This is a genomic window from Neorhizobium sp. NCHU2750, assembly GCF_003597675.1.
Taxonomy (GTDB): domain Bacteria; phylum Pseudomonadota; class Alphaproteobacteria; order Rhizobiales; family Rhizobiaceae; genus Neorhizobium.
On record NZ_CP030827.1, the window covers coordinates 1,821,903 to 1,845,628 of the forward strand.

The window sequence follows — 23,726 nt, forward strand, 5'->3', positions numbered from 1 at the left end:
TCGAGCATCAGCGATGCAAAAATGGCTGCAATGACCACCAGAACCAGCATTTCGTCTCTCCATGTCAGGGCACCACGCCCTTCGATGGTCTGGAGTAAAACAAACCGCGACTGAAACGACCTTGAATGCCCCGTTCATATTGCATTCACGGCCATCAAGACCGCTCTGCCCTTGCGAAGCCGGGGCCGACGTGACAAAAGGCGCGAGAATTTCAACCGGCCGGCTCACCGTATGACGACTGCTTTTTATCCCGGTTCCTTCGATCCCATGACCAACGGGCATCTCGACGTGCTCGTTCAGGCGCTTGATGTCGCCGACCATGTGATCGTTGCGATCGGCGTTCATCCGGGCAAGACACCGCTTTTCTCCTTCGAGGAGCGGGCGGACCTGATCCGCGCATCGCTCGAGCAGGTGCTGCCGGAAAAGGCGGCCCGCATCGATGTCGTATCCTTCGACAGGCTGGTGGTCGATGCCGCTCGCGCCAATGGCGCAAGGCTTCTGATCCGCGGACTGAGGGACGGCACCGATCTGGACTACGAAATGCAGATGGCCGGCATGAACAGGCAGATGGCACCGGATGTGCAGACCGTCTTCCTGCCGGCGGGAACGGCGTCGCGGCCCATAACCGCCACATTGGTCCGTCAGATCGCGGCCATGGGTGGTGATGTCGCAGCCTTTGTGCCGGGTCCCGTGCTTGCCGCCCTGAAAACGAGATTCGACCGCTGATTTGGTCAGAAACACGGAGTTTCAAACATGAAATTGCTTCACCTTGCCTTTGCCGGTCTCGTCGCCTTCGCATCGACGACGATCGCGGCCCATGCCGATGATCTGCTGACGATCCAGCTGAAGGACGGCCCGGTCGTCATCAAGCTCGCCCCGGAAGTCGCGCCGAAACATGTCGCCCAGATCGAGGCGCTCGCCACCAAGGGCGAATATGACAATGTCGTCTTCCATCGCGTCATCGACGGCTTCATGGCCCAGACTGGCGACGTCGAATTCGGCAAGGTCGGCGGTCCGAAATACAATCCGCAGCAAGCCGGCATGGGTGGCTCCGAAATGCCGGACATCCCGGCTGAATTCTCGAAGCTGCCGTTCAAGCGCGGCACGGTCGGCATGGCCCGCGCCCAGGACCCGAACTCGGCCAACTCGCAGTTCTTCATCATGTTCGCCGACGGCCCGTTCCTCAACGGCCAGTATACGGTCGTGGGTCAGGTCGTCTCCGGCATGGATCTGGTCGACAAGATCAAGCGCGGCGAGGGATCGAATGGCGAAGTCAGCAATCCCGACAAGATGATCAAGGTCACCGTTACCAAGAAGTAACGACGGCCGAGACGTGAACAAAGGCGCGCAAGCGCCGTTTCCCCAATCATAGAAGAGCCTTTTCAAAGGCGACCAACAAGGAGAGACGCACATGGCGGAGATCAAGGATCCCGAAAACACCCTCATCATGGAAACCACCAAGGGCAAGGTCGTGATCTCGCTTCTGCCGGACCTCGCTCCGGGCCACGTCGCCCGCATCAAGGAACTGGCACGCGAAGAAGCCTATGACGGCGTTGTCTTTCATCGCGTCATCCCCGATTTCATGGCGCAGACCGGCGACGTCAAGTTCGGCAAGAAGGGCGGCGAAAGCTTTGCCCCGTCGCGCGCCGGCATGGGTGGTTCCGACAAGCCGGACCTGAAGGCTGAATTCTCGGCCGTCCCGCACGTCCGCGGCACCTGCTCCATGGCCCGTTCGCAGAACCCGAACTCGGCCAACTCGCAGTTCTTCATTTGCTTCACCGACGCTCCGTGGCTGAACAAGCAGTATTCTGTCTGGGGCCAGGTCATCGAGGGCATGGATGTCATCGACACGATCAAGAAGGGTGAACCGGTCCAGGATCCGGATTCCATCGTCTCGATCCGCGTCGCAGCCGACGTCTGATCAAGGCTGACGCCTTTGGCCCGCTCCGTCTCGAAAGGCGGGGCGGGCTTCCGCATTTCAAGAACAGGCCTAAAACTACGCCATGCGTGTCGAACTATTCGATTTCGATCTGCCGGAAGAAAACATCGCTCTCAGACCCGCAAGCCCGCGGGACAGCGCGCGGTTTCTCGTCGTCCGCCCGGACGCCGATCCGGTTCTCGCCGATCATCGCGTTTCGGAACTGGCGGATTTCCTGAAACCCGGCGATGCACTGGTATTCAACGACACCAAGGTAATTCCCGCTCAGCTCGAAGGTATCAGGCATCGAGACGGCGCTGGCGGCCAGCAGGTTTCGGCAACGCTGCATATGCGCACCGCAGCCGACGTCTGGAAGGCCTTCGCCAAGCCCGGCAAGCGCATCAAGATCGGCGATCGCATTCAGTTCGGTCACTCTGCGGAGACATGTCAGACTGGTTCAGTGATGGCGACGGTGGAGGAAAAAGGCGAGGGCGGTGAAGTCACGCTCCGCTTCGATCTTTCCGGCCCCGCACTTGACGAGGCGATCATGTCGGTCGGCCACATTCCGCTGCCGCCTTACATCGCCGCCAAGCGCGCCGAGGATGAAAAAGACCGGCAGGACTACCAGACCATCTATGCGCGCGAGGAGGGCGCGGTCGCAGCCCCGACCGCCGGCCTGCATTTTACCCCGGACCTGTTCGCCAAACTTGATGCCGCAGGCATTGAACGCCATTTCGTCACGCTGCATGTCGGCGCCGGCACCTTCCTGCCGATGAAGGTCGACGACACGGTCGATCACAAGATGCATCAGGAAATCGGCTATGTCAGCGCCGAGACGGCCGCAAAGCTCAATGCGGTGAAGGCCCGCGGCGGGCGCATCGTCTGCGTCGGCACGACCTCGCTCAGGCTGATCGAGAGTGCTGCCTCCGATGACGGGCAGATCCAGCCCTGGAGCGGCGCCACCGGCATCTTCATCACGCCCGGCTATCGCTTCAAGGCGGTGGACATGCTGATGACCAATTTCCATCTGCCGAAATCCACCCTGTTCATGCTCGTCTCGGCCTTCTGCGGCCTAGAGGTGATGCAGGACGCCTATTCCCACGCCATCAGGACGGGCTATCGCTTTTATTCCTACGGCGATTCCAGCCTGCTTTTCCGGAAAGACTAGATGACCACCGAGAACTTCCAGTTCACCCTGAAGAAGACCGATGGCGGCGCACGCCTTGGCGAAGTCTCCATGCCGCGCGGCACGATCCGCACGCCTGCCTTCATGCCGGTCGGCACCGTCGGCACGGTCAAGGCCATGTATCTCGATCAGGTGCGCGACACCGGCGCCGATATCATTCTCGGCAATACCTATCACCTGATGCTGCGTCCCGGCGCCGAGCGCGTTGCTCGCCTGGGTGGCCTGCATGAGCTGATCCGCTGGAAGCATCCGATCCTGACGGATTCGGGCGGTTTTCAGGTCATGTCACTGTCTGGCCTGCGCAAGCTCGACGAAAAGGGCGTGACCTTCAAGAGCCATGTCGACGGCTCGCTGCACCACATGTCGCCGGAGCGCTCGATCGAGATCCAGGGCCTGCTCGGTTCGGATATCCAGATGCAGCTCGACGAATGCGTCGCGCTGCCGGCAGAGCCGAAGGAAATCGAGCGGGCGATGGAACTGTCGCTGCGCTGGGCCGAGCGCTGCCGCGTCGCCTTCGGCGACCAGCCCGGCAAGGCGATGTTCGGCATCGTCCAGGGCGGCGACCAGCCGGCGCTGCGTATCCGCTCGGCGGAAGGCCTGAAGCAGCTCGACCTCAAGGGTTATGCGGTCGGCGGCCTCGCTGTCGGCGAGCCACAGGACGTCATGCTCTCGATGCTGGAGACGACGCTGCCGGTTCTGCCCACCGAGAAACCGCGCTACCTGATGGGCGTCGGCACGCCGGACGACATCCTGAAATCGGTTGCCCGCGGCATCGACATGTTCGACTGCGTCATGCCGACCCGCTCGGGCCGCCACGGTCTGGCCTTCACCCGCCGCGGCAAGGTCAATATCCGCAATGCCCGCCACGCCGAGGACATGCGCCCGCTGGACGAGGAGAGCGATTGCCCGGCCGCCCGCGATTACTCACGCGCCTACCTGCATCACCTCTGCCGCTCCGACGAGGCGCTTGGCGGCATGCTGCTCTCCTGGAACAACCTGCATTACTACCAGGACCTGATGAAGGGAATCCGCAAGTCGATCGAGGAAGGCCGCTTCGCCGACTTCTATGCCGAGACACAGGAAGCCTGGGCCAGGGGCGATATCGACAAGCTTTGAGGAGCTTTGCGGCGTGACGGGCGAGGGCGGCCAACAGGCAGGGCTAGGGGCAGGGGTAGCGGCACCGGAAGAGCCAACCGATCCGGCAACGGGCGTCACCGCTCGCATGCTGAATTGGGCGCGCAACTCCACCATCTACCGGCTGTCGCGCCGTATGATGTCGGAGCGGGAATTGGCCGATGCCATCAGGCGCAAGGCGAAGCAGAAATTCGAGGATATTTCCGCCGAAGACCTGCAGGTCCTCGTGACTGCCGCCATAGACTGCGGCCGCACGCTCGGTTGCCTGGACGACCAGAATTACGCCGAGATCAAGGTCCGCTCCGGTGTGAGGACCGGCCGCTCGCGACGCATGCTGCAGAGAAAACTGCAGGAAAAGGGCATCGATGCGCAGACGGCCACTGCGGCGCTGGAAGACATCGATGATCTTCAGGCCGCGCTCGCCTATGCCAGACGGCGTGGCTTCGGCCCCTATCGCCGCTCCGACGCCGATGATCAGGGCCTCGACGACAAGAGACTTATGAAGGAAATGTCCTCGCTGGCGCGCAATGGGTTCAGTCAGGATGTCTGCCGCCGGATCGTTCGCCTGACCCGGGAAGAGGCGGATGAGATGATCTCGGCCTCCGGTGCGCTCTGACACGGTCACGGGTTTTCAGAGACCGACGCTCGTCGTGTTCGGCATCATGCGGACGCCATTGATCTTGTAGGATCCGTCATCCATCAGCCGCATCTCGTAGATGGCGGTCCAGTCCTTGCCGCCGCGACCGCTGATCATCACTTCCTGAAACACCATTTCGCCGCCGCCGATCAGCTTGGATCGCCCGAAGGCGTAAGCCCCGGCACGATAGACCGGCCGGTAGCTCCGCTGCACCATGGCAAGGAAGGCCTGCTTGTCGGGATAGAGGCTGCGGATGTCCGGTGAGGCATAGGAATAGGCCTTGTCGGCATCATCGGCCATCAGCGCCTTGATCTGGCCGGCGATGACCGCCTGCGCTTCGGCTTCAGGGCTTTCGGCAACCGGATCTTCTGCGTGGAGCAAGGCCGGGCAGGCGACCAAAAGCGACACGAGCAGAAATGCCAGGCGAGCAACCATCGAAAATCCTCCAGCGCGATTATCGGCGAAGACTTGTCGGATGGTAGCGCGTTTCACGCCGCCGGGAAGAGCTGCCCGGAAGAATTCGGTAACTTCCGGACGACTGCAGTCTTGGACATGCAGGGCAGGGTCCCGCCATTGCAACTTGTGGCAGGCGGGCTGCGCTGTCACCAATGGGGGACCTGATTCGCCCGGATACCCGCAATGACCCTTCTGCCCCCGGCCTTGCTCTATTTCAGCAATGCCATCCTGTTCATCTCCCTGTTCACCCGCCTGCCGTCGATCCAGGAGGCGATGGAGATCGACAAGGCCGTCCTCGGCCTCGCATTGCTGAGCGCGCCTGTCGGCACCTTCCTGGCACTTCCGCTTGCCGGACGCATCACCGACCGGCTGACGCCGCGCCTGACCGCCGTCATCATGCTGCCCGTCTGCGCGCTGCTCACTCCGCTGCTGACGATCCTGCCTCTGCCGGGTTTCGTCCTGTGCTTCTTTCTCTTCGGCTTCTTCCGCACCATTTTCGACGTCTCCGCCAACATGATCTCAGCCGGCATCGAAAACCGCACCGGCGCAAAGGTTCTTTCACGCAGTCATGGCTTCTGGTCCGTCGGCCTGCTGGCCGGCTCGCTGGTTTCGGGTTTTCTGGCGGAGGAGGGGATGGCGCCACTCGTCCAGCAGATGATGGCGGCAGCACTTGCCATCCTTGCCTGCCTCACGGTCTTCCTTCTCACGCCGCCCGATCCGCCACCGGTGCCGGCATCGAGAAAGCGTTCCGCCTATGTGATGCCGGACAGGACGATCATCCTCATCTGCATCATGGTTCTCGGCCTCTGCATCGTCGAGGGTGCGGTCTATGACTGGGGCATATTCTTCCTGCGCGAGGAACTGGGCGCCGATCCGGCCTTGGCCGGCATGCTCTATGCCGCTTTCACCATCGGCATGGGCGCCACCCGCATGGCCGGCGATACATTGCGCGAGCGTTTCGGCCCGGTGGCGCTGATCCGCATGTCGGCGATCGTCGTCACGGCGTCGATCATCCTGCTGATCACCACACCATCCTATATGCTGGCGGGCGCAGCGCTTTTCCTCATCGGCTGCGGCATCGCGCTGGCCTTTCCTCTGGCGGTCGCCACCACGATTGCGCTCGGCAAGGGCCAGCCATCCGAAAACCTCGCCGCCCTGGCGCTGACCTTGATGCTCGCGACCATAGGCGTTCCGCCGCTTCTCGGCTTCATCGCCGAACATGTCAGCCTTGCCGCCACCTTCCTGGTTCTTCTGCCCTGCGTTTTCATAAGTTTCCTGATGGCGCCGGTGGCAGAGGGCAGGCGGCCATTCCGGCTGTCGGGACGATAATTGTGGGAAACAGGGCGAAGGGCAGGGAAGGCATCGCCGCCTGCCCCCAATTGGCCATAAGAATGCGTCAGGTCTTCGGCCTTCGGGCTTGAGCCCCGCGGCCGAAGCCTTTACCCTAATGACGACATGCCGAACACAGGTGACGCTCCTTGATCGATCCCTATGAAATCCTGGGCCTCGCGCGAGACGCGGACAGTGCGACCGTAAAATCGGCCTATAGAAAACAGGTGAAATCCGCCCATCCGGATGCCGGCGGCGACCCGGAACTCTTCGGCAACCTGAAGCTCGCCTATGAGCTTCTGCTCGATCCCGTCCGCCGCAAGGTCTTCGACGATACCGGCTACGATCCGGAACTCGCCGACACCAAGGACCTGCAGGGCCTCGTCATTCTCGAGACGCTGGTCAACGAGATGATCCTCGACGAGCGCGAGCCTGGCTCCTTCGATCCGGTTGCCTCCATGCGCCGCAAGCTCACCGACCGTGTCGTCAGCGCCCGTTTCCACATTCTTGAAATGGAGCGCCATCGCGCCCGCATTCGCAACCATATGGACCGCATGGGACGTAAGCCCGGCACGGATGTTCTGGGCCGCATGCTGAAGGCGCGCTGCGAGACGATCGGCGAGGCGATCGGCAAGTCGGAGGCCGAGATCAGGACGATCGAACAGGCCTATACCATGCTCGAAGGCTATGCCTACGAACTGGAAATCGCCGAGGTGAAGGACGCTGCCGAATAAGCCTCGGCAGTCCTTGAAACCACTCGGCCGCATCACGATCAAGCCGGTTCACGACACGACCGGAATCCCGGAGACATAACCCCATGACGCTCACCATCCGTCCAGCCTTGCGCGAGGACGCAGCAACGCTGCTCGGTTTCATTCGCGAACTGGCGATCTATGAAAAGGCCGAGCACGAAGTCGCAGCCACCGAAGAAACAATCGCCGACTCCATTTTCGGTCCCCGCTCGGTGACAAGGGCGCTGATCTGCGAGCGGGACGGGCAGGCGGTCGGCATGGCGATCTGGTTCTTCAACTATTCCACCTGGCAGGCCCGCAACGGCCTTTACCTCGAAGACCTCTATGTAACGCCGAGCGCCCGCGGCCTTGGCGCCGGCAAGGCGCTCCTGAAGCGGCTGGCACAGATCGCACTCGAAAACGGCTGCGGCCGTTTCGAATGGAGCGTGCTCGACTGGAACGAACCGGCGATCAAAGTCTATGACGCAATCGGCGCAGAACCGCAGAACGAATGGATCAGATACCGGCTGGCCGGCGATGCGCTGAAGGCATTCGCCGAAGGGTGATTGCAGGGCTCCATGTGAGCACTCAGGCGGCCGAAGCGCGTCGACGCTGACAGGGCCAAACGCCAAGTCGCACTTCATCCTTGAACCCACCCCGCCATATACAGAGATCGCATAACATATATTATGGAACTAATCTGTTTGGCCGCCAAGTCGCCTTAGCCCTGAAACTCTGGCTTCCTCCAATCTTTGGCGCCGCTTCAACATCGGCATTTAACATCATGACGTCATTCGTTTCGGTCTTGAACTACCGTTCTCCGAAAGCGAGACTGTAAGTCGGAGCCGATATGGGCAAGCCTGCTCGTTGGCGGTTCTCGCCATGTTTGAAACAGTCCAGTCCATTTACATCAGGGATACCGCGACGATGAAACTCACCGACTTCAAGGCACTGACATTCGACTGCTACGGAACGCTCATCGACTGGGAAACCGGCATGGTCGAAGCCCTGAAGCCGCTGACCGATCGGGCGGCCACGCCACTGTCGCGCAACCAGATCCTCGAAGCCCATGCGCGGCATGAATCTGCGCAGCAATTGCAGACGCCGGGTAAAATCTATCGGGACCTGCTGCCGATCGTCTACAAGCGCCTTGCCGAGGAATGGGCCATTCCGGTGAGTTGGGCGGAATGCGTGGCCTATGGCCAGTCGGTGAAGAATTGGCCGGCCTTTGCCGATTCCGCCGAAGCGCTCGGCTATCTGAAACAGCACTACAAGCTCGTCATCCTCTCCAATGTCGATAACGAGAGCTTTGCCGCCAGCAATGCGAAGCTCGGCGTCGCCTTCGATGCGATCTACACCGCCGAGGATGTCGGCGCCTACAAGCCCGCCGACCGTAATTTCGATTACATGCTGCAGAATTTGACGACGCTCGGCCTCGAGAAGCGGGATATCCTGCACACCGCCGAAAGCATGTTCCACGATCATGGCCCGGCAAACCGCCACGGTCTTGCATCCTGCTGGATCTATCGCCGCTTCGATCAGGACGGTTTCGGCGCCACGATGCATCCCGGCGACATGCCGAAATATGATTTTCGTTTCAACAGCATGGCCGATCTGGTCGCGGCCCACAAGCAGGCCTTGGCCGGCTGATAGGACTGGGGCAGGCCAAAAGGACTAAAGCCCGCAAAGAGACTGGGGAGGGTGCCTCGCCCTCCCCGCACCTCACATGTCCGCCTCCGAAGCCTCGACCTCGAAGCTCAACCCGTCATAAGCGGGTTCGATATGCGCCGGCGTTTCCTCCAGCACCCTGCGGTAATCGAGCGGAATATGCATATGGGTCAGAAGCGCGCGCCTGGCACCGAAACGCTCGATCCAACCGAGAGCCTGCTCAAGCGATAGATGGCTCGGATGCCGGCTGTATTGCAGGGCATCGATGATCAGCATGTCGAGGCCCAAAAGTCGCTTGACGCTATCCTCGGGAAAATCGCTGACATCGGTACAATAGGCAACGTCGCCGATCCGGAAACCCAGAGAATGGGTATCACCATGCATCTGCATATGCGGCAGCAAGCGCAACGGCCCGCCGGCGCCATTCACGACGATACCGTCATCCAGGTTCTCGATCAGCGTCGGCGTGACGATCGGCGGATAATTGCTGCCGGCCGGCGATTCCAGGCAATAGCCGAAACCCTGGCGGATACGTTCCATCGTCACCGGGTCGGCATGGATCGGAATGCGCATCCTCTGGCTATGGAAATAGCCGCGAATATCATCGATCCCGTGCAGATGGTCGGCATGCGCATGGGTATAGATCACCGCGTCGATGCGGGCGACCTTGGCCGCGATCATCTGCTCGCGAAAATCCGGCCCGGTATCGATGACGACGACCGTGCGACCGTCATCGGGCGCGATCTGCTCCACCAGCAGCGCCGCGCGCGTGCGGCGGTTCTTCGGCTCGGCCGGATCGCAGGCACCCCAGTCGCCATTCAGCCGCGGTACGCCCGGAGAGGACGAGCAGCCGAGAATGGTGAAGCGCCGGCGGTATCCTGTTGCCACCGTCAGAGCCTCGGCATTTTCGAGAAGCAGCGCAGCGCATTCTCCGTCGTGATCCGGGCGATCTCGTCATAGCTGACGCCATGCACCTCGCCCAGAACCTCGGCCGTGTTGACCACATAGGATGGCTCGTTGCGTTTTCCCCGCCAGCGCTTCGGCGCCAGATAGGGCGCATCTGTTTCGACCAGCAGGCGATCCAGCGGCAGAGTCTTTGCGATGTCGCGGATCTCCTGCGACTTCGGGAAGGTCAGGATGCCGGAAAAGGAGACGTAGCCGCCAAGCTCGATACCGGCACGGGCAAGGTCAGGCCCAGCCGAGAAGCAATGCAGGATGAAGGGGAAGGCCCCCTTCCCGCTTTCCTTGGTCAGGATCTCGATCATGTCCTCGTCGGCGCTGCGACTATGGATGACGAGCGGCAGCCGCGTGACGCGTGCAGCCTCGATATGGCGCAGAAGCCCGGTCATCTGGTCGGCGGGCGTCTGGGTGTCGTAGAAATAGTCGAGCCCGACTTCGCCGATGGCGACGATCTTTTCATGCGAACCTGCAAGCCGGATCAGGTCGTCCGCCGTCACGTCCAGCTCTTCGCCGGCATTGTTCGGATGAGTGCCGACCGAACAGAACACCGATGGGTATTTTTCGGTGATCGCCAGAAGCGTCGGAAGCTTCTTCACCCGCGTCGAGATCGTCACCATCTGCTTGACGCCCGCCTCATGCGCACGCGCAATCAGCTCGTCGCGCTCGGCGTCGAACTCGGCAAAATCGAGATGGCAATGGGTATCGATCAGCATGGACACGTTATTCAAACCTTGACTGCAATATAGAGGATGGCCCGGTCGAATGATCCGGGCCATCGATCACGAATTCGACATTCAGGCAGTGCTTTCCGGCGCCACATAGCGCGGGAAGACAGGTTTCGGCGCTTCCAGCACCGTACCCGGCACCAGACGACCGGCTTCGCCGAGAACGGAGAAGTCGCGGGCATCAGCACCGGCCGCCACGAGATCAAGCAGCTTTGCCGCAGAATCTGGCATGAACGGCTGCAGCAGGATGGCGATCTGGCGCACGACTTCCGCCGTCACGTAGAGAACGGTTCCCATCCGCGCCACATCGGTCTTCTTCAGCGCCCAGGGCTCCTGGCTGGCGAAATAGCGGTCGGTCTCGGAGACGACGGCGATGATCGCCGCCAGCGCCTTGTGAATGAGCTGCTTGCCCATGTCCTCGCGGCAGACCGCCATCAATGCATCGGCCGAAGCCAGCATCTGACGATCGGCATCTGTCAGTTCGCCGGGCGTCGGGATCTGCCCGTCGCAATTCTTGACGATCATCGACAGCGAGCGGCTGGCAAGATTGCCGATACCGTTGGCGAGGTCGGCATTGATGCGGATGCCGATTGCTTCCTCGCTGCAATTGCCGTCCTGGCCGAAGGAGATTTCCCGCAGCAGGAAGTAGCGGATCGCATCGAGGCCGAAATGGCCAATCAGTTCGAACGGGTCGAGCACGTTGCCGAGCGATTTCGACATTTTCTCGCCGCCCTTGGCCAGAACGAAGCCATGCGCATAGACGCGCTTGGGCAAAGGCAGGCCCGCCGACATCAGGAAGGCTGGCCAGTAGACGGCGTGGAAGCGGATGATGTCCTTGCCGATGATATGGACGTCGGCCGGCCAGTATTTCGCCCGCGGTCCCTGCGGATCGGAAAGGTAGCCGGTCGCGGTCACGTAGTTGGTCAAGGCGTCGACCCAGACATACATGACATGTGCCGGATCGTTCGGCACCTTGATGCCCCAGTCGAAGGTGGTGCGGGAGACCGACAGGTCCTTCAGGCCCGACTTGACGAAGGAAATCACCTCGTTGCGGCGCTCGGCTGGTCCGATGAAATCCGGGTTTTCCTCGTAGAGTTTGAGCAATTTGTCCTGATAGGCCGAGAGCTTGAAGAAATAGCTCGATTCCTCCACCCATTCGACCGGAGTGCCCTGCCCGCCATAGCGCACGCCGTCGCGCACTTCCGTCTCGTCCTCGGCGTAATAGGCCTCGTCGCGCACGGAATACCAGCCGGCATAAGTGTCCTTGTAGATGTCGCCGGCATCCGCCATCAGGTTCCAGATCGCCTGGCTTGCCTCGTGGTGGCGCTTTTCCGTCGTGCGGATGAAATCGTCGTTGGAGGCATTGAGCAGCTTGCCCATGGCGCGGAATTCGTTGGAATTGCGCTCCGCAAGCGCTTCCGGCGTAATGCCTTCGTTGCGGGCCGTCTGCTGCATCTTCTGGCCATGCTCGTCGGTGCCGGTCAGGAAGAAGACGTCCTTTCCGTCGAGGCGCTGGAAGCGTGCCATCGCATCGGTCGCGATCAGTTCGTAGGCATGGCCGATATGCGGCTTGCCGTTCGGATAGGAAATCGCAGTGGTGATGTAGAAAGGCGTCTTGTCGGACATCGATACACTCGAAAGCATGCGGCCGATAAAATCAGGCCAAGAACAGGGGAATGGCGCGCAATGCGCGCGCGACATGCCGCTCTTAGCGCATGTTGCGCGCAAGCGAAACCCAAACTTGGCTCGATCATCTTCCGCCAGGCTGCCGACAATGCCTTAAGCAGCCGTCAGGCCGCCCGTGCTGCCTCGAGAATGGAAAGCAGCGTCTGCTTACGGTCCAGGTTGTAGGCGGTGGCGATGGTGATCTTCTCGCCGATCTCGCTGACGAGACGCGCGCGCCGGTCGGCCAGCGGCAAGTGGCCTTGCTGCGCCGCAAGTCGCGCCTGTTCGATCAGATATTCGCTGAGGTGCTCGAGGAAGAAGGTGAAGATCACCTCGCTATCCTTGCCCGACAGCACGTCGGAAAGCCGGTGCATGGCGCGCCGGGCCGAAGGTCCCTGTCCGGTGACAATCTCGTCGAAAGCGGCGATGATATCGAGCCCGCCATAGTTCATCAGCTTCAGTGCACGCGACACGCTGCCCTTGGAAAGCGCCATGATCGTCTCTTCGCTCTGGCCACCCTCCAGCCGCTGCCCGAGTGCTGCAAGCGCCGCATGCAACTCGGTGTCTGCGAGCGGTGACAGCGTCAATGTCTGGCAGCGGGAACGGATCGTCGGCAAAAGCTTGCCCGGCGCATGCGACAGAACGAGGAACATCGCCCCGCGCGGCGGCTCCTCCAGGATCTTCAGGATGGCGTTGGCGGCATTGCGATTGAGATCGTCGGCCGGGTCGATAATGACGATACGGCGATTGCCGGTGCCCGATGTCTGCGAGAAGAAGCGCCCCGCCCGCCTCACCTCATCGACGGTGATCGCGCTCTTCACCTTGCCGGTCTTCTCGTCGACAGGCCGCGTCAGGTGCAGCAGATTGTGCGAAGCGCCCGAAAGGATCTGGCGGCTGATCGGCGTCGATGGGTCAGGGTCCGGGATCGTCACCGGCGCTGACCCCGGCTCGGGATTGGCAAGCACGTAATTGGCAAAACGGAAGGCGAGCGTCGCCTTGCCGATCCCCTCCGGTCCTTCGATCAGGATGGCATGATGCGACTTTCCCGTCCGGTAGCTGCGCGACAGGAAGTCGAGCGCTGCGGCATGGCCGAAAAGCTGGGTATTGGCAGCCGGTGCCACCGCACCATCGAGAACCTGCGGGTCATTCTCGCTCATTCAGCCGGCTCTCCGGCCATCGGATGGGCGACAGCCGTCTCGACCTGCGAATGGATCTCGGCGGCAATCTCGTCCTCCGCCCGGTCGGCATCGATCACCCGGCAGCGCGCCGGTTCGGCGGCGGCGATGTCGAGATAGGCCTGGCGCCTCTTCTCGTGGGTCTCGATCTCTTCCTTCTCGAACCGGTCCGGCGCCTCGTCGCCACCCCGGCGGCGCGCCCGAGCAAGCCCCTTGTCGGCGGGAAGATCGAGGATGAAGGTCAGGTCGGGCATGACGCCATTGGTCGCGATCCGCTGCAGCGCCTCGATGAAGCCGGGTTCCAGATTGCCGGTGACGCCCTGATAGACACGCGACGAATCGACGAAACGGTCGCAGAGCACCACAGCCCCGGTTTCCATCGCCGGGCGGATCACCTCTTCCACATGGTCGTTGCGTGCCGCGGCAAACAGGATGGCTTCCATCCGCACGCCGAATTTCTCCGCCGCCCCGCTCAAAAGCACGTGCCGCACGGCCTCCGCTCCCGGCGAACCACCCGGTTCGCGGGTGACGAGCACGTCATGACCCGCCCGCCGCAGGCTGTCCGCCAGTCGCCGGATCTGGGTCGACTTGCCGACCCCCTCGCCGCCTTCGAAGGTGATGAATATGCCCGTACGATCTGCCACGCGTCTTCCGGTCTCTGTTGTCGAGATCGTCCTATAGTGCATCCGCCGCCGGTGCGAAACAATCTCAGAGCCAGAAGAACAGCAATTCCACCAGCGCGTCGCTGGCTTGCGCCCTCAGGCCACCCACATCCACCGGTGCCGCCGCCATCAGCGGCACTTCACGGATCACCCGCTTGCCGGCGGAAATCTTGAGGGCGGCAACCTCGCTGCCTGCGGCGACCGGCGCCCTGAGCGGCCAGTGATAGACGATCCGTCCCGACAGCCGTTCCGGGTTGAGCTTCGGCACGAAGACCTCGACCGACTCCTTCGTCACCAGATCCACCTTGCTGACGGTGCCGCCATAGACGCTCGCCTGACCGATCACCTCATCCGGCTTGAAGAGGACGCGCGTCTGGAACGAGGTGAGCCCCCACTCGAGGATCCGCTTGGCCTCGTCGGTACGGTCCTTGTCGGAAGACAGGCCGCCAAGCGCCAGGAAAAGCCGCGTCCCGTCGCGCGCCACGGACGCAGCAAGCGCATAGCCGGTCCCCTCGGCAAAACCGGCTCCCAGCCCGTCCACCCCCATGTTGAGCGAAAGAAGCGGGTTCTTGTTGCGCTGGAAAATCTTGTTCCACTGGAAATCGGGCTGCGCATAGATCGGATAATAGTCAGGATAGTCCCGGTAGAGATGCCGCGACAGTTCGACGAGATCATGCGCCGTCGTCCAGCTTTCCGCATAGGGAAGGCCCGTCGCATTGCCGAAGGTCGAGCGCGTCATGCCGAGATCCTTCGCCCGCGCCGTCATGCGGGCGGCAAACTCGGCCTCGCTATGGGCTATCCCTTCCGCCAGCACGATGCAGGCGTCGTTGGCGTTTTGGATGATGACACCGCGCATCAGATCGGCCACCGCGACCTGCGATTTCAAGGCAGCAAACATCGTTGTCGTGCCGGAAGGAGCGCCACCCGTTCTCCAGGCGTATTCGCTGACCGGATAAAGCGTTTCGGGCGTGATCTCGCCTTTCTTCAAGGCCTCGAAGACGACATCCATCGTCATCAGCTTGGCGAGCGAGGCCGCGGGAAAGGCCTGGTTCTCGTTGACGGCGAGCACGACCGTGCCGGTATTTTCCTCGACGAGATAGGCCTGCTTGGCCTTGGTATCGAACGCCGCCGGATTGTCATCGGCAAGTGCCGAGCCGATGGGTTGCTGCGTGACTGCGGCCAGGACAAAAGCAAGAAGCAGAAGACGTCGCATCATTCCCCCGATTCCACCCATGGTCATGGGTAACAGCAGGTCGCCGGGGCGGCAACCTGCTGGATATCATGCCGGCATCAATACTTCTTGCCGGGCTTCGGCGGCTCCAGGAGTACGTTGCCGAACATCACGCGGGTCACCCTGCCCTGCGGCGGTTCGGCCGCGTAGGCCGTTTCCATCGTCTGCATCGGCTGGGCTCTCTGAACCGGCTGGCGTACTTCCCGTACCGGCTGACGCACCTCTTCACGAGCCTGCGCAACGACGCGCTGCTGCTGCACCGGCTGCATGCGGGCGGCAGGAGGCAGAGCCTTGGGCGCCATCGGGGCCGGCGAATAGGTGGACGCGACAACGCGTTCCTGCTGCACCGGCCTGCCCGGATTGAAGCCCTTGCGCTCACTTGGAAGAGGTACCGCACGCGGCGCAGGAGCAACCTGCGCCGTCTGCTCTGCAAACTGCTCGGCGACCGTATGCCGCGAAGACGAAGTATTCGCATTGCGGTTCGAATACGCGTATGGAGCAGGCGTCGGCATGGCCGAACCATAGCTCTGCAACTGTTCGCGCAGCGGCTGGTTGGACGCCACCATCACGCCACTGCCGCCCTGACCACCTGGACCGAAGGACGGAATACGGTCGCCCTTGCGGATATAGGATGCCATCAGGAAGGGCATGTCCTGGCCGTCCATGCGGGCGCGACCGACATACTGCACGTTCACACGCGCCGTGCCGATGCGCTTCATGTCGAGCATTTCCGCCGTCTTGCCGGAAACATCGATGATGCGACCCGGATGATACGGTCCGCGATCGTTGACGCGCACGATGATCGAATTGCCGTTGTCGAGATTGGTGACGCGGGCATAGCTCGGCAGCGGGAATGTCGGCGATGCTGCCGTCAATGCGTCGCTGTCATAGATTTCGCCATTGGCCGTATAGCGGCCATGGAAGGCGGAACCGTACCACGATGCCAGGCCGTTCTTGTTATAGTTCGGATCTTCCTTCGGCACATAGGTCTTGCCCTTGACCTCGTAGGGGTCGCCGATCATGAAGCGGCCGCCGCCCTTCGGCACAGGCTGACCTTCGGCAACGACGCGCGGGCTTGCCTTCACGCCATATTCCGATTCCGCGAAATACTCTTTGCCGTGGCCCTTCTTTTTCGGAGCCTCTGCCATGTTCGTCGTGGCACAGGATGCCATCGTCGCGCACATCGCGCTGATCCCGAGCCATTTCGACCAAAGGGAAAGTTTGCCGCCACTCAAACTCAAAACTCGTCCGCCCTACGCTTGCACTAGGGGCCACTTAAGGATCTCGTAACCTTAACGGCGCCGCTGCCGATATAGTGTCCCGGATCAAATCACCGAAACATGATTGGCTTCGACTTTTGCTTGCTTCGTGGCGGAAATGCGAACGAATTCTGTGGAGTAGTTAAAATTCGAACTTTTATGGTTAATCCATGGTTAATGTAAATTGGATTTTTCCTGTTTCAAGCCGAAACAGAACGATAGGTATACTGTTATTTAACAGATGGAAGCGAAGAAAACCTGCGCGACTCATGACCCTGAAAGCTGAATCACGAGAGGCCCGCATTCGGCCCATTGCAGGTCTCTATGGAAGGCAACGCTTGGCTTCATCGATGTTGGACGCGTTCCCGACGCAGGAATCCAGGTCGCGAGACACGCGCAAAAGTGCATTGTACTTATCGACAAGCTGGTTGTTTTCATCCAGGAGTGCGTTGAATTTCGTAACGACGGAATCGTATTTGCCTGCCACGTCGTCAAGCGTCGACTTGCATACGAAGCCCTTGTAATCGCATGTGAAACGGTCGAAAACGACGGCATTCTGATCGACGCATTTTGCGAAGGGGCTGCAGACCTTGGCTCCATAATCCAGGCAAGCGGGCTGAGTGCCGCCGCGACAGGAGAAGGACTGAGCTTTCGCCGGTAGCGCCGCAAGCATCAGCAGGCAGGCGCTAGCGGCGACTTTCACCATCGACCTGCCCCCCCAGAATCCACGCATCATCCCACCCTCTGATGAATACAGCTATGCGCACTTTTGCGCCTGGCGCAAATGCTACCTATGTCTTCGCCATGGAGAAGAAAATAATGGCGGATGGGGTGTCCGCAGAACCAGCAAGCTCCTGATCGAAAAATTCAGATTGAAATCATTGAATAATTTTTACATAGCGCAATGATTTCAGCGGCTTAGATAATACCTTACCATTCCTAATGTGTTTCATTGCATCCTTCCATATTCCACAAAATCGCGGTATATCCGATGCAATTATGTGGAATGAATGTGGAAGCGAACATGGCCGATAAGAGCAAAACCATCAATCGACTGACACCGAAAGAGATCGACGGCTTCCAGCCAAAGCGAAATGATAAGACCGGGAAGCTAATCCCGAATAAGGTTCATGACGGCGGTGGGCTTTATCTCGTCGTCAGCCCGCAAGGGAATAAAAGCTTTGTCGTAAGATACACCTATGATGGCAAGCCGCGCGAAGACGGAATTGGAGCATATCGCGATAAGGTCGGAAGCAAGCTGACTCTTGGCATTGACCTGAAGGAAGCCCGCAAGACGGCGGAAGAATATCGCGTCCTTATTTCCAAGGGCATAGACCCTCGCGTTGAACTGCGCGGCGAAAAGCCTTCGACGGGCAACAGTGAAATCGATCAGGCCGAAGAAATCAAAACCTTCCTCGACTGCATGAAAACGGTTCTGGAAAACAAAGACAAGCGCTGGAAGAACGAGAAACATAGGCAGCAGTGGCATATGACATTGAACGACTACGCAAAGCCGCTGCACGGTCTTTCTGTAGCGACAATAGCTGTTGATGATGTTGAAAGAACTCTGAAGCCGCATTGGCACGAAAGACCTGAAACCGCAGACAGGCTTCGTTCTCGCATTGCAGCGGTCATCGACTACGCCATCGCCAAGAAATGGCGCACAACACCCAATCCAGCGACTGCTAAGCTGATCAAAAGCGTCATGCCAGAAAGGACGCATGAGGAAGACGCCGTGGCCTCGATGAAGGCGATGCCGTATCTCAATGCCCCCGACTTTTATAAGCGCATATCAGAGGCCAAGGGGAAAGACGCGTTGGCGCTCCGTTTCACAATCCTCAATGCAAGCCGATCCGGCGAAGTCAGGTTGGCGGCGTGGGAAGAAATCGATTTTGAAAATGCAGTTTGGACGATACCACCGAACAGATTGAAGCGACCCGTCATTATCGAGGGCAGACCTCAGCCGCACAAAGTTCCTTTGTCAGCTGAAGCCATTGCCGTTCTGCGGATCAGGGAGCAAAGCCGAAAGCTTGAAGACAATGGACTTATATTCCCCGGCAATAAGGAAGGTAGGCCGCTTTCCGACATGACACTTACCGCCGTCATGCGGCGTTGGAAGCTGCCGTTTCATGTGCATGGCTTCCGCTCTACCTTCAGAGATTGGGCGGCAGATAACGGCGCATCGTTTGAACTGGCTGAAAAATGTCTGGGACACGCGGTTGGAGATAGAACATCGAGAGCCTACTTCCGCAGCGATCTCTTCGACCAGCGTCGGGAGTTGATGGATCGATGGGCAGCTTTTCTCACGAACACAGCCTAAACATCGATCCAGAGGCAGTAAATGCGTATCTCTGGATAGGTTGCAAAACGACGAAGACAATCCATGTCGCGCACGATATTCTGGCCGCTCTATTGGCGGGAGGAATGAGTATGTCAGAGGATTGGACTGTCTCCGTGGAATCGATCACGCGACAAAAGGGGGTCGATTCCCGTGGTGATTTCTACCTTGTTCATTTCAAGGTAGCGAGAGAGCCGTCGTGGCTTATACCAATCCGCGTTCAGGTTTCGAGCGTGGACGAATTGGATGTAGTGTCTCAGGCTCGAAAATACCTGCATAACCAATTTCAAAAGTTGGCTGATCAAACCAAACCGTGGGGTCAGAATAGCGACCCGTAAGAAAAAGAGTTCTATCGAATGGGATGTAGTCGCCCAATTCCAAATCTTGCATCATGATGCGCATTTGCTCTCCACTATAGCCCCCACTTCACAAGGGCGCTTTCTGCCGCCTTTGGATCATCCTTGATCCGCAAAACGGTTTGCCGTGATAGCTCCGCTTCCTTGGCTATCTCTGATGTTCCCTTGCCCATCGCCAGTAGGTCACTGACCAGTGACAGTTGATCGCGATCATAAGACGGTTTTTTACCGCGATACTTAGTTTCGTCGCTCTTGGCGTGAGCAATACCGGCCTTCTGCGCTTCTTTGGTCGCCTCCGCCTGCGCCTGTGCTGTCGCGGCCATGAAGGCTATCAGGGCATCCCGTACAGCTTCCTGCATCGGGTCTTTGGTGCTGCCGTCGAAGGTCATCCCATTTATAACGGTACGGATAATAACGCCCTTCCTCATGAACAGGCGTATCGTATCGGTAACGTCCTGATAATTGCGACCCAAGCGGTCCACCCATCGCACAACAAGGGTATCGCCCTTTCGGAGCATGTCGAACAGCCTGCGGCCTTGCGGTCTGTCGGCAAGGCATGTCGACACGCCAGATTCGCCATGATCGGCAACAACTTCATCAATCACAAAGCCAGCGGCTTCAGCTTGGGTGCGCTGGTGTCCGAGGTTCTGTTCCAACGTGGAAACGCGGGCGTATAAAATGGTAGTCATATCGGCCTCACTGTCCGTTAGGGTGCTGACCGATTATAATGTGACCGTTGATATGAAATCAACCCTTTCGGACAGGCTTTCGAGAGCTATTTTTGATGTCCGCTGGACTATACCCTTGCGGACAAAGAAAAGCCCGCCGCCCGTATCCGGTCTATTGTCTCCGGGAAAGAGGCGGCGGGCTTCAGGCCGGAGACAGGGAAACCGGCCTATTCCTAAGTTTTAGATTCGGCGTCCTTCGCAACAGCAGCAGTGAGCGCCGCCTTCACCAAATACTCGAAAAAGCTCTTCGCCTCCTCAACAGTCGTTATCACCGCACGGTGACGCGGCGGAACACCGATCTTAGTGAGATATGCTGCAAGCTCGTCGCTGATCGGCGTATCCGAAATGAAAAAGTCGGTGTCCCCGACAAACAATCGAACATCACGCTCCGATTTCAAGACCAGAGTCGGTTTGAGGAAGTCGATAGCCCCCTGATTTTCAGGGGAAATTACTAGGGCAACGGAGTAGGCCATCACTTATCCTCCTCTTCACTGACTGGTGACATTGGTCTATGGTCAATCGTCAGCGGTTCCTTTTCGGAGGACTGGCTTTCCAAAATCCCGGCAAGCTGTTCTAATTGATTGATTTCCAATTTCGCAGGATCGACAATCTGAAATGTCACCGCTCCAAACTGCGGGGCGGGCAAACCAGAAAAATTTGTGTTTTGTTCGATATGCTGGCGCTCGGTGTAATCGTCCCTAAACCGTGCCTGCGCCGACTTTATCCAAAGGTTCGCATTGAAATTTTTATTGTCCAGATTCTCGCGAGCCATTCGTTCCCAAGCCGCTTGTTCCAAATCCTTCCCCGCGCGTAGCGCTGTCAGAAATTCAGAGTGAGAATCGGCCCATTCGTACAATGTCGAGCGAGCAACCCCTAAGTCTGCCGCCCACTCAGCGACGGACATACCTTTGGAGGCCATAGCTAGGACACGTTCGCAGTATTCCTCACGATAAAGCGTCGGTCTGCCTGCCGTCATTTGGCAACTTTCCGGGGAATGACCGGTGCATTCCCAATTTGTGATGCGTACACTAGACCCGCTTCCATTCTCGAAACGAAACCGGCGTCCGTTGCATAAAGGTGGTTGACCTTTTGCCCGGTCTTGCGGCAGCGGAAGTATCGCCGGATTCCGCGCCTCTGCGGTCTGGTGACGATTTCGAAGATCGTTCGATTATTCCGATATAGGACCGCCACTTCGCGGTCGCTGAGCAGCGAGGCGGTGGCGGTCGTGAAGTCGCCAAAGTGAACGGCGACCATTTTGGCGTTCCCGTCGAAAAGACCCCCATCGATAAGGGATTTCATTCCAAGGCGGTTAGGCATGACCTTCGACTTTCTCGATTCTTTCAACCATCTGATCGGCGGCACCACTGACTAGAAAAAGGTTGTCGGAAAGGTTGACCAGTTCGCCAAGGAATTTGACGAACTGCGGTTTCGTGACCCCAAACGGTGGCTCAAGATTTACGCGGGCGTCTTGAACCGCATCCGACAGTTCGCAGGACAAGGCATAGGTCGCTTTGGCGAGTGCCTTGTATCCATCTGCATTAAAAACCATCTGGCACCTCACATTTCAGAAATTCGACGGGCGTCTTCCGCGAAGAACCGGAGCGTCTTGGAATACGAAAGAAGAAATTCCATCCAGTTGGACTGTTGCGCGGTAGGCACGGCGTCATGCAGATCGAACGTGCGGCGAAGCTCAAGGGCGGTTTCTTCAAACTTTGTCGAGAGATAGGTCAGCCGCGAAGCAGTATTCCCGATATGGAGTTCATCAAATTCGAGCATCATGCCTTACCCGCCTTCTCAAACAGAACAGGAATCACAATCCCGGCAGCGGCGGCGGGATTGATCGCGGTGCCGAGAATGAAATCGCCAGAAGCGGCGGTCACCGCACGGCCTTCATCGTCGGAGGAAATCGGATCGCCAGCAGTAATGACATCGCCTGCGATTAGCTTGCTGATGCCGCCAATGGCGATGCAGGACGCCTGATTTAGATTGGGGTCATCTTGGCAGACGCCGATAGCATCGGCCCCGGCTGTCGAGCGGAGGAAACCGCCTTCGCCGGACGAAATGACGAACCGATATTGCGCAGAAGCGTCGGAATAGTCGGCGGCTGCGATTAGGGTGATCGTGGAGAGACGTTCTTCATACGCCATTATGCGATCCTCCCGACTAGTTCAGGGTGAAGGGAGTAGGCCTTGCTAAGTGCTTGCTCGCGAGTCAGGGACGGTTGCGACTTGCGAATGTTTTCGGCGGCAGCTTCAAGCTGTTCTTCCGCGTCATCGCTTTCGGAGTTCACCTTCTTGATTTTCGCAAGGCTCTCGGTGAAGGTTTTGGCTAGTTCGGCCATACCTTCGCGGGCTTCCTGAAGGGCTGACTTCGGACTATCGTCCTTACGATTGGCCGGGGTGATGTAGGCCTTCGAGAGGCGGTCAGAATCGAAAGGGGCAGATTTCGCAACGGTCGCGGCGTCGATGTTGAGAGACTTCGCTACTTCTGCGGCGGTGTAACCCAACGCCTTCATGTAATCGGCGGTCTGTTCCTGATCGAACGTCAAGGAAAGGGCAACATCTTCCGACTTGATGACGCGCCAACCGTATTCATCGATTCCATCGCGAATGATCGGGGTGATTTCATCGGCAACAAGTTCGTCGCCAGATTTCATGACATGGAGAAGATCGATGTCTTTTGACAGTACCTTCGAGCAACCCTTGCGGAGTAGAGCGGCGTCACCGCCAGTTCGGGAAAATCCATATTTCAATTTAAAAAGTCCTATTCAGAGATAACGTAAAGGATACTGGGATTTTTGACGGTGAGCGCATCATAGGCAGCTTGCGTCAACTTGATGATGGCCACGCCAGTAGAGCCATCAGGTAGCTTTTCGCCGGAGGAGACTATGCGACCGCCGTTCCGGTACATCACGGGCCGATAGATTTTTTCAACACCCATGAACCTATGCCTTTTTCCAAGCAATCTTGGCTCGCTGGTTGATCAGCAACTTTTCCGGTACACCTGCCCGGACCAGAATGCGAACACCTTCGGCGGCGTCGGGAGTTTCCGAAACCGAAACCCAAGCATCGGCGGACGCGTCAACGCGCAGTGTCGCATGACCGAATTTGGCGGATGGAACGGGACCGATAAGGCGGCTTTCGCCGTCTTTCGCGAGCGTCTCGGAATCGATCAGCATCAGTGCATCAGTTTCGGAGGAGACGGAGCCGACGCGGGCGGATTGGAAAAGAGCGAAATGGATGCCTTGAAAGGCCATGCTGAAAATCCTGTTTTGAAATGGGAAAGGGAATGCCGGTCGCGAGGTCACAACGCTCCACCGGCACTCGCAACTCACAGAAGGGAAAGATGCGAGCCATCAAGGCGCTTTGAGGGACACGCCAAGATTAGGAAAGGGTTGCGGGCCGCGTCCAGCACGGAGACTTCGACCGCCCGCACTCAACCGTCGCGGTATGTCCGCCGCGCAGTAGGCTGAGCCGTCCACGCTCAGGCAAGCTGTGCGCAGGTTCATGAAACTTTGGGAGAGATTAGGGAGCGAGAATCGCTCAATCTATGAGAATAACAATACATG

At 59.1% G+C, this 23,726-nt stretch carries 31 protein-coding genes; 11 read left to right on the top strand and 20 right to left on the bottom strand.

All coding sequences use genetic code 11. From position 1 onward, the window contains the following. The first annotated feature begins 231 nt into the window (after positions 1–231). From coaD to NCHU2750_RS08940, 6 genes are all read left to right on the top strand, one after another. The gene (coaD, locus tag NCHU2750_RS08915) at positions 232–726 is read left to right on the top strand and encodes a pantetheine-phosphate adenylyltransferase (RefSeq protein WP_119940110.1); all 495 of its coding nucleotides are present in this window, start codon (positions 232–234) and stop codon (positions 724–726) included. A 27-nt stretch (positions 727–753) separates the two neighbouring features. Continuing rightward, the gene (locus NCHU2750_RS08920) at positions 754–1,320 is read left to right on the top strand and encodes a peptidylprolyl isomerase (protein ID WP_119940111.1); all 567 of its coding nucleotides are present in this window, start codon (positions 754–756) and stop codon (positions 1,318–1,320) included. Positions 1,321–1,411: 91 nt separating this feature from the next. Continuing rightward, the gene (locus NCHU2750_RS08925) at positions 1,412–1,921 is read left to right on the top strand and encodes a peptidylprolyl isomerase (RefSeq protein ID WP_119940112.1); all 510 of its coding nucleotides are present in this window, start codon (positions 1,412–1,414) and stop codon (positions 1,919–1,921) included. Positions 1,922–2,003: 82 nt separating this feature from the next. Further along, on the top strand, positions 2,004–3,086 hold the full coding sequence (gene queA / locus NCHU2750_RS08930) for a tRNA preQ1(34) S-adenosylmethionine ribosyltransferase-isomerase QueA (protein ID WP_119940113.1): 1,083 nt from the start codon (positions 2,004–2,006) through the stop codon (positions 3,084–3,086). Further along, entirely contained in the window at positions 3,087–4,220 is a 1,134-nt protein-coding gene (tgt, locus tag NCHU2750_RS08935) for a tRNA guanosine(34) transglycosylase Tgt (RefSeq protein ID WP_119940114.1), read from the top strand. A gap of 106 nt (positions 4,221–4,326) precedes the next feature. Further along, positions 4,327–4,854, top strand: a complete 528-nt coding sequence (locus tag NCHU2750_RS08940) for a regulatory protein RecX (RefSeq protein WP_119940115.1) — start codon at positions 4,327–4,329, stop codon at positions 4,852–4,854. A gap of 15 nt (positions 4,855–4,869) precedes the next feature. Here the strand turns inward: NCHU2750_RS08940 and NCHU2750_RS08945 are convergent, their stop codons facing one another. After that, the gene (locus tag NCHU2750_RS08945) at positions 4,870–5,310 is read right to left on the bottom strand and encodes a DUF4864 domain-containing protein (protein ID WP_119940116.1); all 441 of its coding nucleotides are present in this window, start codon (positions 5,308–5,310) and stop codon (positions 4,870–4,872) included. A gap of 204 nt (positions 5,311–5,514) precedes the next feature. Here NCHU2750_RS08945 and NCHU2750_RS08950 point away from each other — a divergent pair, with 204 nt between their 5' ends. The 4 genes from NCHU2750_RS08950 (at position 5,515) to NCHU2750_RS08965 (ending at position 9,041) form a co-directional block, all read left to right on the top strand. Continuing rightward, positions 5,515–6,660 carry an MFS transporter gene (locus NCHU2750_RS08950; protein WP_119940117.1) on the top strand — a complete coding sequence of 382 codons (1,146 nt, stop codon included), beginning with the start codon at positions 5,515–5,517 and terminating at the stop codon, positions 6,658–6,660. Between the two features lie 149 nt (positions 6,661–6,809). Beyond that, positions 6,810–7,394, top strand: coding sequence for a J domain-containing protein (locus tag NCHU2750_RS08955; protein ID WP_119940118.1), 585 nt, complete (start codon positions 6,810–6,812; stop codon positions 7,392–7,394). An 83-nt stretch (positions 7,395–7,477) separates the two neighbouring features. Further along, a complete protein-coding gene (locus NCHU2750_RS08960) occupies positions 7,478–7,957 on the top strand; it encodes a GNAT family N-acetyltransferase (RefSeq protein ID WP_119940119.1) in 480 nt (159 codons plus the stop codon). A 361-nt stretch (positions 7,958–8,318) separates the two neighbouring features. Next, a complete protein-coding gene (locus tag NCHU2750_RS08965) occupies positions 8,319–9,041 on the top strand; it encodes a haloacid dehalogenase type II (RefSeq protein WP_119943142.1) in 723 nt (240 codons plus the stop codon). A 72-nt stretch (positions 9,042–9,113) separates the two neighbouring features. Here NCHU2750_RS08965 and NCHU2750_RS08970 read toward each other — a convergent pair whose 3' ends face one another. From NCHU2750_RS08970 to NCHU2750_RS09005, 8 genes are all read right to left on the bottom strand, one after another. Then, on the bottom strand, positions 9,114–9,947 hold the full coding sequence (locus NCHU2750_RS08970; protein WP_119940120.1) for an MBL fold metallo-hydrolase: 834 nt from the start codon (positions 9,945–9,947) through the stop codon (positions 9,114–9,116). Between the two features lie 2 nt (positions 9,948–9,949). Next, complete coding sequence (locus tag NCHU2750_RS08975) at positions 9,950–10,732, bottom strand: TatD family hydrolase (RefSeq protein WP_119940121.1); 783 nt, start codon at positions 10,730–10,732, stop codon at positions 9,950–9,952. Between the two features lie 81 nt (positions 10,733–10,813). Beyond that, the gene (gene metG, locus NCHU2750_RS08980) at positions 10,814–12,370 is read right to left on the bottom strand and encodes a methionine--tRNA ligase (RefSeq protein WP_119940122.1); all 1,557 of its coding nucleotides are present in this window, start codon (positions 12,368–12,370) and stop codon (positions 10,814–10,816) included. 164 nt (positions 12,371–12,534) lie between these two features. Beyond that, positions 12,535–13,566: a DNA polymerase III subunit delta' gene (locus NCHU2750_RS08985; RefSeq protein WP_119940123.1), complete on the bottom strand. Its 1,032-nt coding sequence runs from the start codon at positions 13,564–13,566 to the stop codon at positions 12,535–12,537. After that, on the bottom strand, positions 13,563–14,270 hold the full coding sequence (tmk, locus tag NCHU2750_RS08990; RefSeq protein WP_502703832.1) for a dTMP kinase: 708 nt from the start codon (positions 14,268–14,270) through the stop codon (positions 13,563–13,565). Before tmk ends, NCHU2750_RS08985 begins: the two co-directional genes overlap by 4 nt. A gap of 22 nt (positions 14,271–14,292) precedes the next feature. Next, positions 14,293–15,459 (bottom strand): D-alanyl-D-alanine carboxypeptidase family protein, encoded by a 1,167-nt coding sequence (locus NCHU2750_RS08995; protein ID WP_119943144.1) that lies wholly within the window; start codon positions 15,457–15,459, stop codon positions 14,293–14,295. 77 nt (positions 15,460–15,536) lie between these two features. Then, positions 15,537–16,661 carry a septal ring lytic transglycosylase RlpA family protein gene (locus NCHU2750_RS30925; protein ID WP_502703833.1) on the bottom strand — a complete coding sequence of 375 codons (1,125 nt, stop codon included), beginning with the start codon at positions 16,659–16,661 and terminating at the stop codon, positions 15,537–15,539. Positions 16,662–17,058: 397 nt separating this feature from the next. Continuing rightward, positions 17,059–17,442 (bottom strand): hypothetical protein, encoded by a 384-nt coding sequence (locus NCHU2750_RS09005; protein WP_119940125.1) that lies wholly within the window; start codon positions 17,440–17,442, stop codon positions 17,059–17,061. Positions 17,443–17,760: 318 nt separating this feature from the next. Between NCHU2750_RS09005 and NCHU2750_RS09010 the strand changes: the two genes are divergently transcribed. Beyond that, positions 17,761–19,056: a tyrosine-type recombinase/integrase gene (locus NCHU2750_RS09010; RefSeq protein WP_162939556.1), complete on the top strand. Its 1,296-nt coding sequence runs from the start codon at positions 17,761–17,763 to the stop codon at positions 19,054–19,056. A 222-nt stretch (positions 19,057–19,278) separates the two neighbouring features. Here NCHU2750_RS09010 and NCHU2750_RS30425 read toward each other — a convergent pair whose 3' ends face one another. The 11 genes from NCHU2750_RS30425 to NCHU2750_RS09060 all read right to left on the bottom strand — a co-directional run bounded on the left by NCHU2750_RS30425 (position 19,279) and on the right by NCHU2750_RS09060 (position 23,414). Further along, positions 19,279–19,476 carry a hypothetical protein gene (locus NCHU2750_RS30425; RefSeq protein ID WP_162939557.1) on the bottom strand — a complete coding sequence of 66 codons (198 nt, stop codon included), beginning with the start codon at positions 19,474–19,476 and terminating at the stop codon, positions 19,279–19,281. Positions 19,477–19,486: 10 nt separating this feature from the next. After that, positions 19,487–20,119: a recombinase family protein gene (locus NCHU2750_RS09020; protein ID WP_119940128.1), complete on the bottom strand. Its 633-nt coding sequence runs from the start codon at positions 20,117–20,119 to the stop codon at positions 19,487–19,489. A 212-nt stretch (positions 20,120–20,331) separates the two neighbouring features. After that, positions 20,332–20,631: a hypothetical protein gene (locus NCHU2750_RS09025; RefSeq protein ID WP_119940129.1), complete on the bottom strand. Its 300-nt coding sequence runs from the start codon at positions 20,629–20,631 to the stop codon at positions 20,332–20,334. Next, entirely contained in the window at positions 20,631–21,134 is a 504-nt protein-coding gene (locus NCHU2750_RS09030) for a helix-turn-helix domain-containing protein (RefSeq protein ID WP_119940130.1), read from the bottom strand. The genes NCHU2750_RS09025 and NCHU2750_RS09030 overlap by 1 nt, the downstream gene beginning before the upstream one ends. Next, entirely contained in the window at positions 21,131–21,475 is a 345-nt protein-coding gene (locus NCHU2750_RS09035) for a hypothetical protein (protein WP_162939558.1), read from the bottom strand. Before NCHU2750_RS09035 ends, NCHU2750_RS09030 begins: the two co-directional genes overlap by 4 nt. Next, on the bottom strand, positions 21,468–21,707 hold the full coding sequence (locus NCHU2750_RS09040) for a hypothetical protein (protein WP_119940132.1): 240 nt from the start codon (positions 21,705–21,707) through the stop codon (positions 21,468–21,470). Before NCHU2750_RS09040 ends, NCHU2750_RS09035 begins: the two co-directional genes overlap by 8 nt. Positions 21,708–21,715: 8 nt before the next feature. Further along, on the bottom strand, positions 21,716–21,937 hold the full coding sequence (locus NCHU2750_RS09045; RefSeq protein WP_119940133.1) for a hypothetical protein: 222 nt from the start codon (positions 21,935–21,937) through the stop codon (positions 21,716–21,718). Then, entirely contained in the window at positions 21,934–22,305 is a 372-nt protein-coding gene (locus tag NCHU2750_RS09050; RefSeq protein WP_119940134.1) for a DUF2190 family protein, read from the bottom strand. Before NCHU2750_RS09050 ends, NCHU2750_RS09045 begins: the two co-directional genes overlap by 4 nt. Continuing rightward, a complete protein-coding gene (locus tag NCHU2750_RS09055) occupies positions 22,305–22,910 on the bottom strand; it encodes a hypothetical protein (protein WP_162939559.1) in 606 nt (201 codons plus the stop codon). Before NCHU2750_RS09055 ends, NCHU2750_RS09050 begins: the two co-directional genes overlap by 1 nt. 11 nt (positions 22,911–22,921) lie before the next feature. Beyond that, positions 22,922–23,098 carry a phage upper tail fiber protein gene (locus tag NCHU2750_RS30430; RefSeq protein ID WP_162939560.1) on the bottom strand — a complete coding sequence of 59 codons (177 nt, stop codon included), beginning with the start codon at positions 23,096–23,098 and terminating at the stop codon, positions 22,922–22,924. A 4-nt stretch (positions 23,099–23,102) separates the two neighbouring features. Next, on the bottom strand, positions 23,103–23,414 hold the full coding sequence (locus NCHU2750_RS09060) for a hypothetical protein (RefSeq protein ID WP_119940136.1): 312 nt from the start codon (positions 23,412–23,414) through the stop codon (positions 23,103–23,105). Positions 23,415–23,726: the final 312 nt, after the last annotated feature.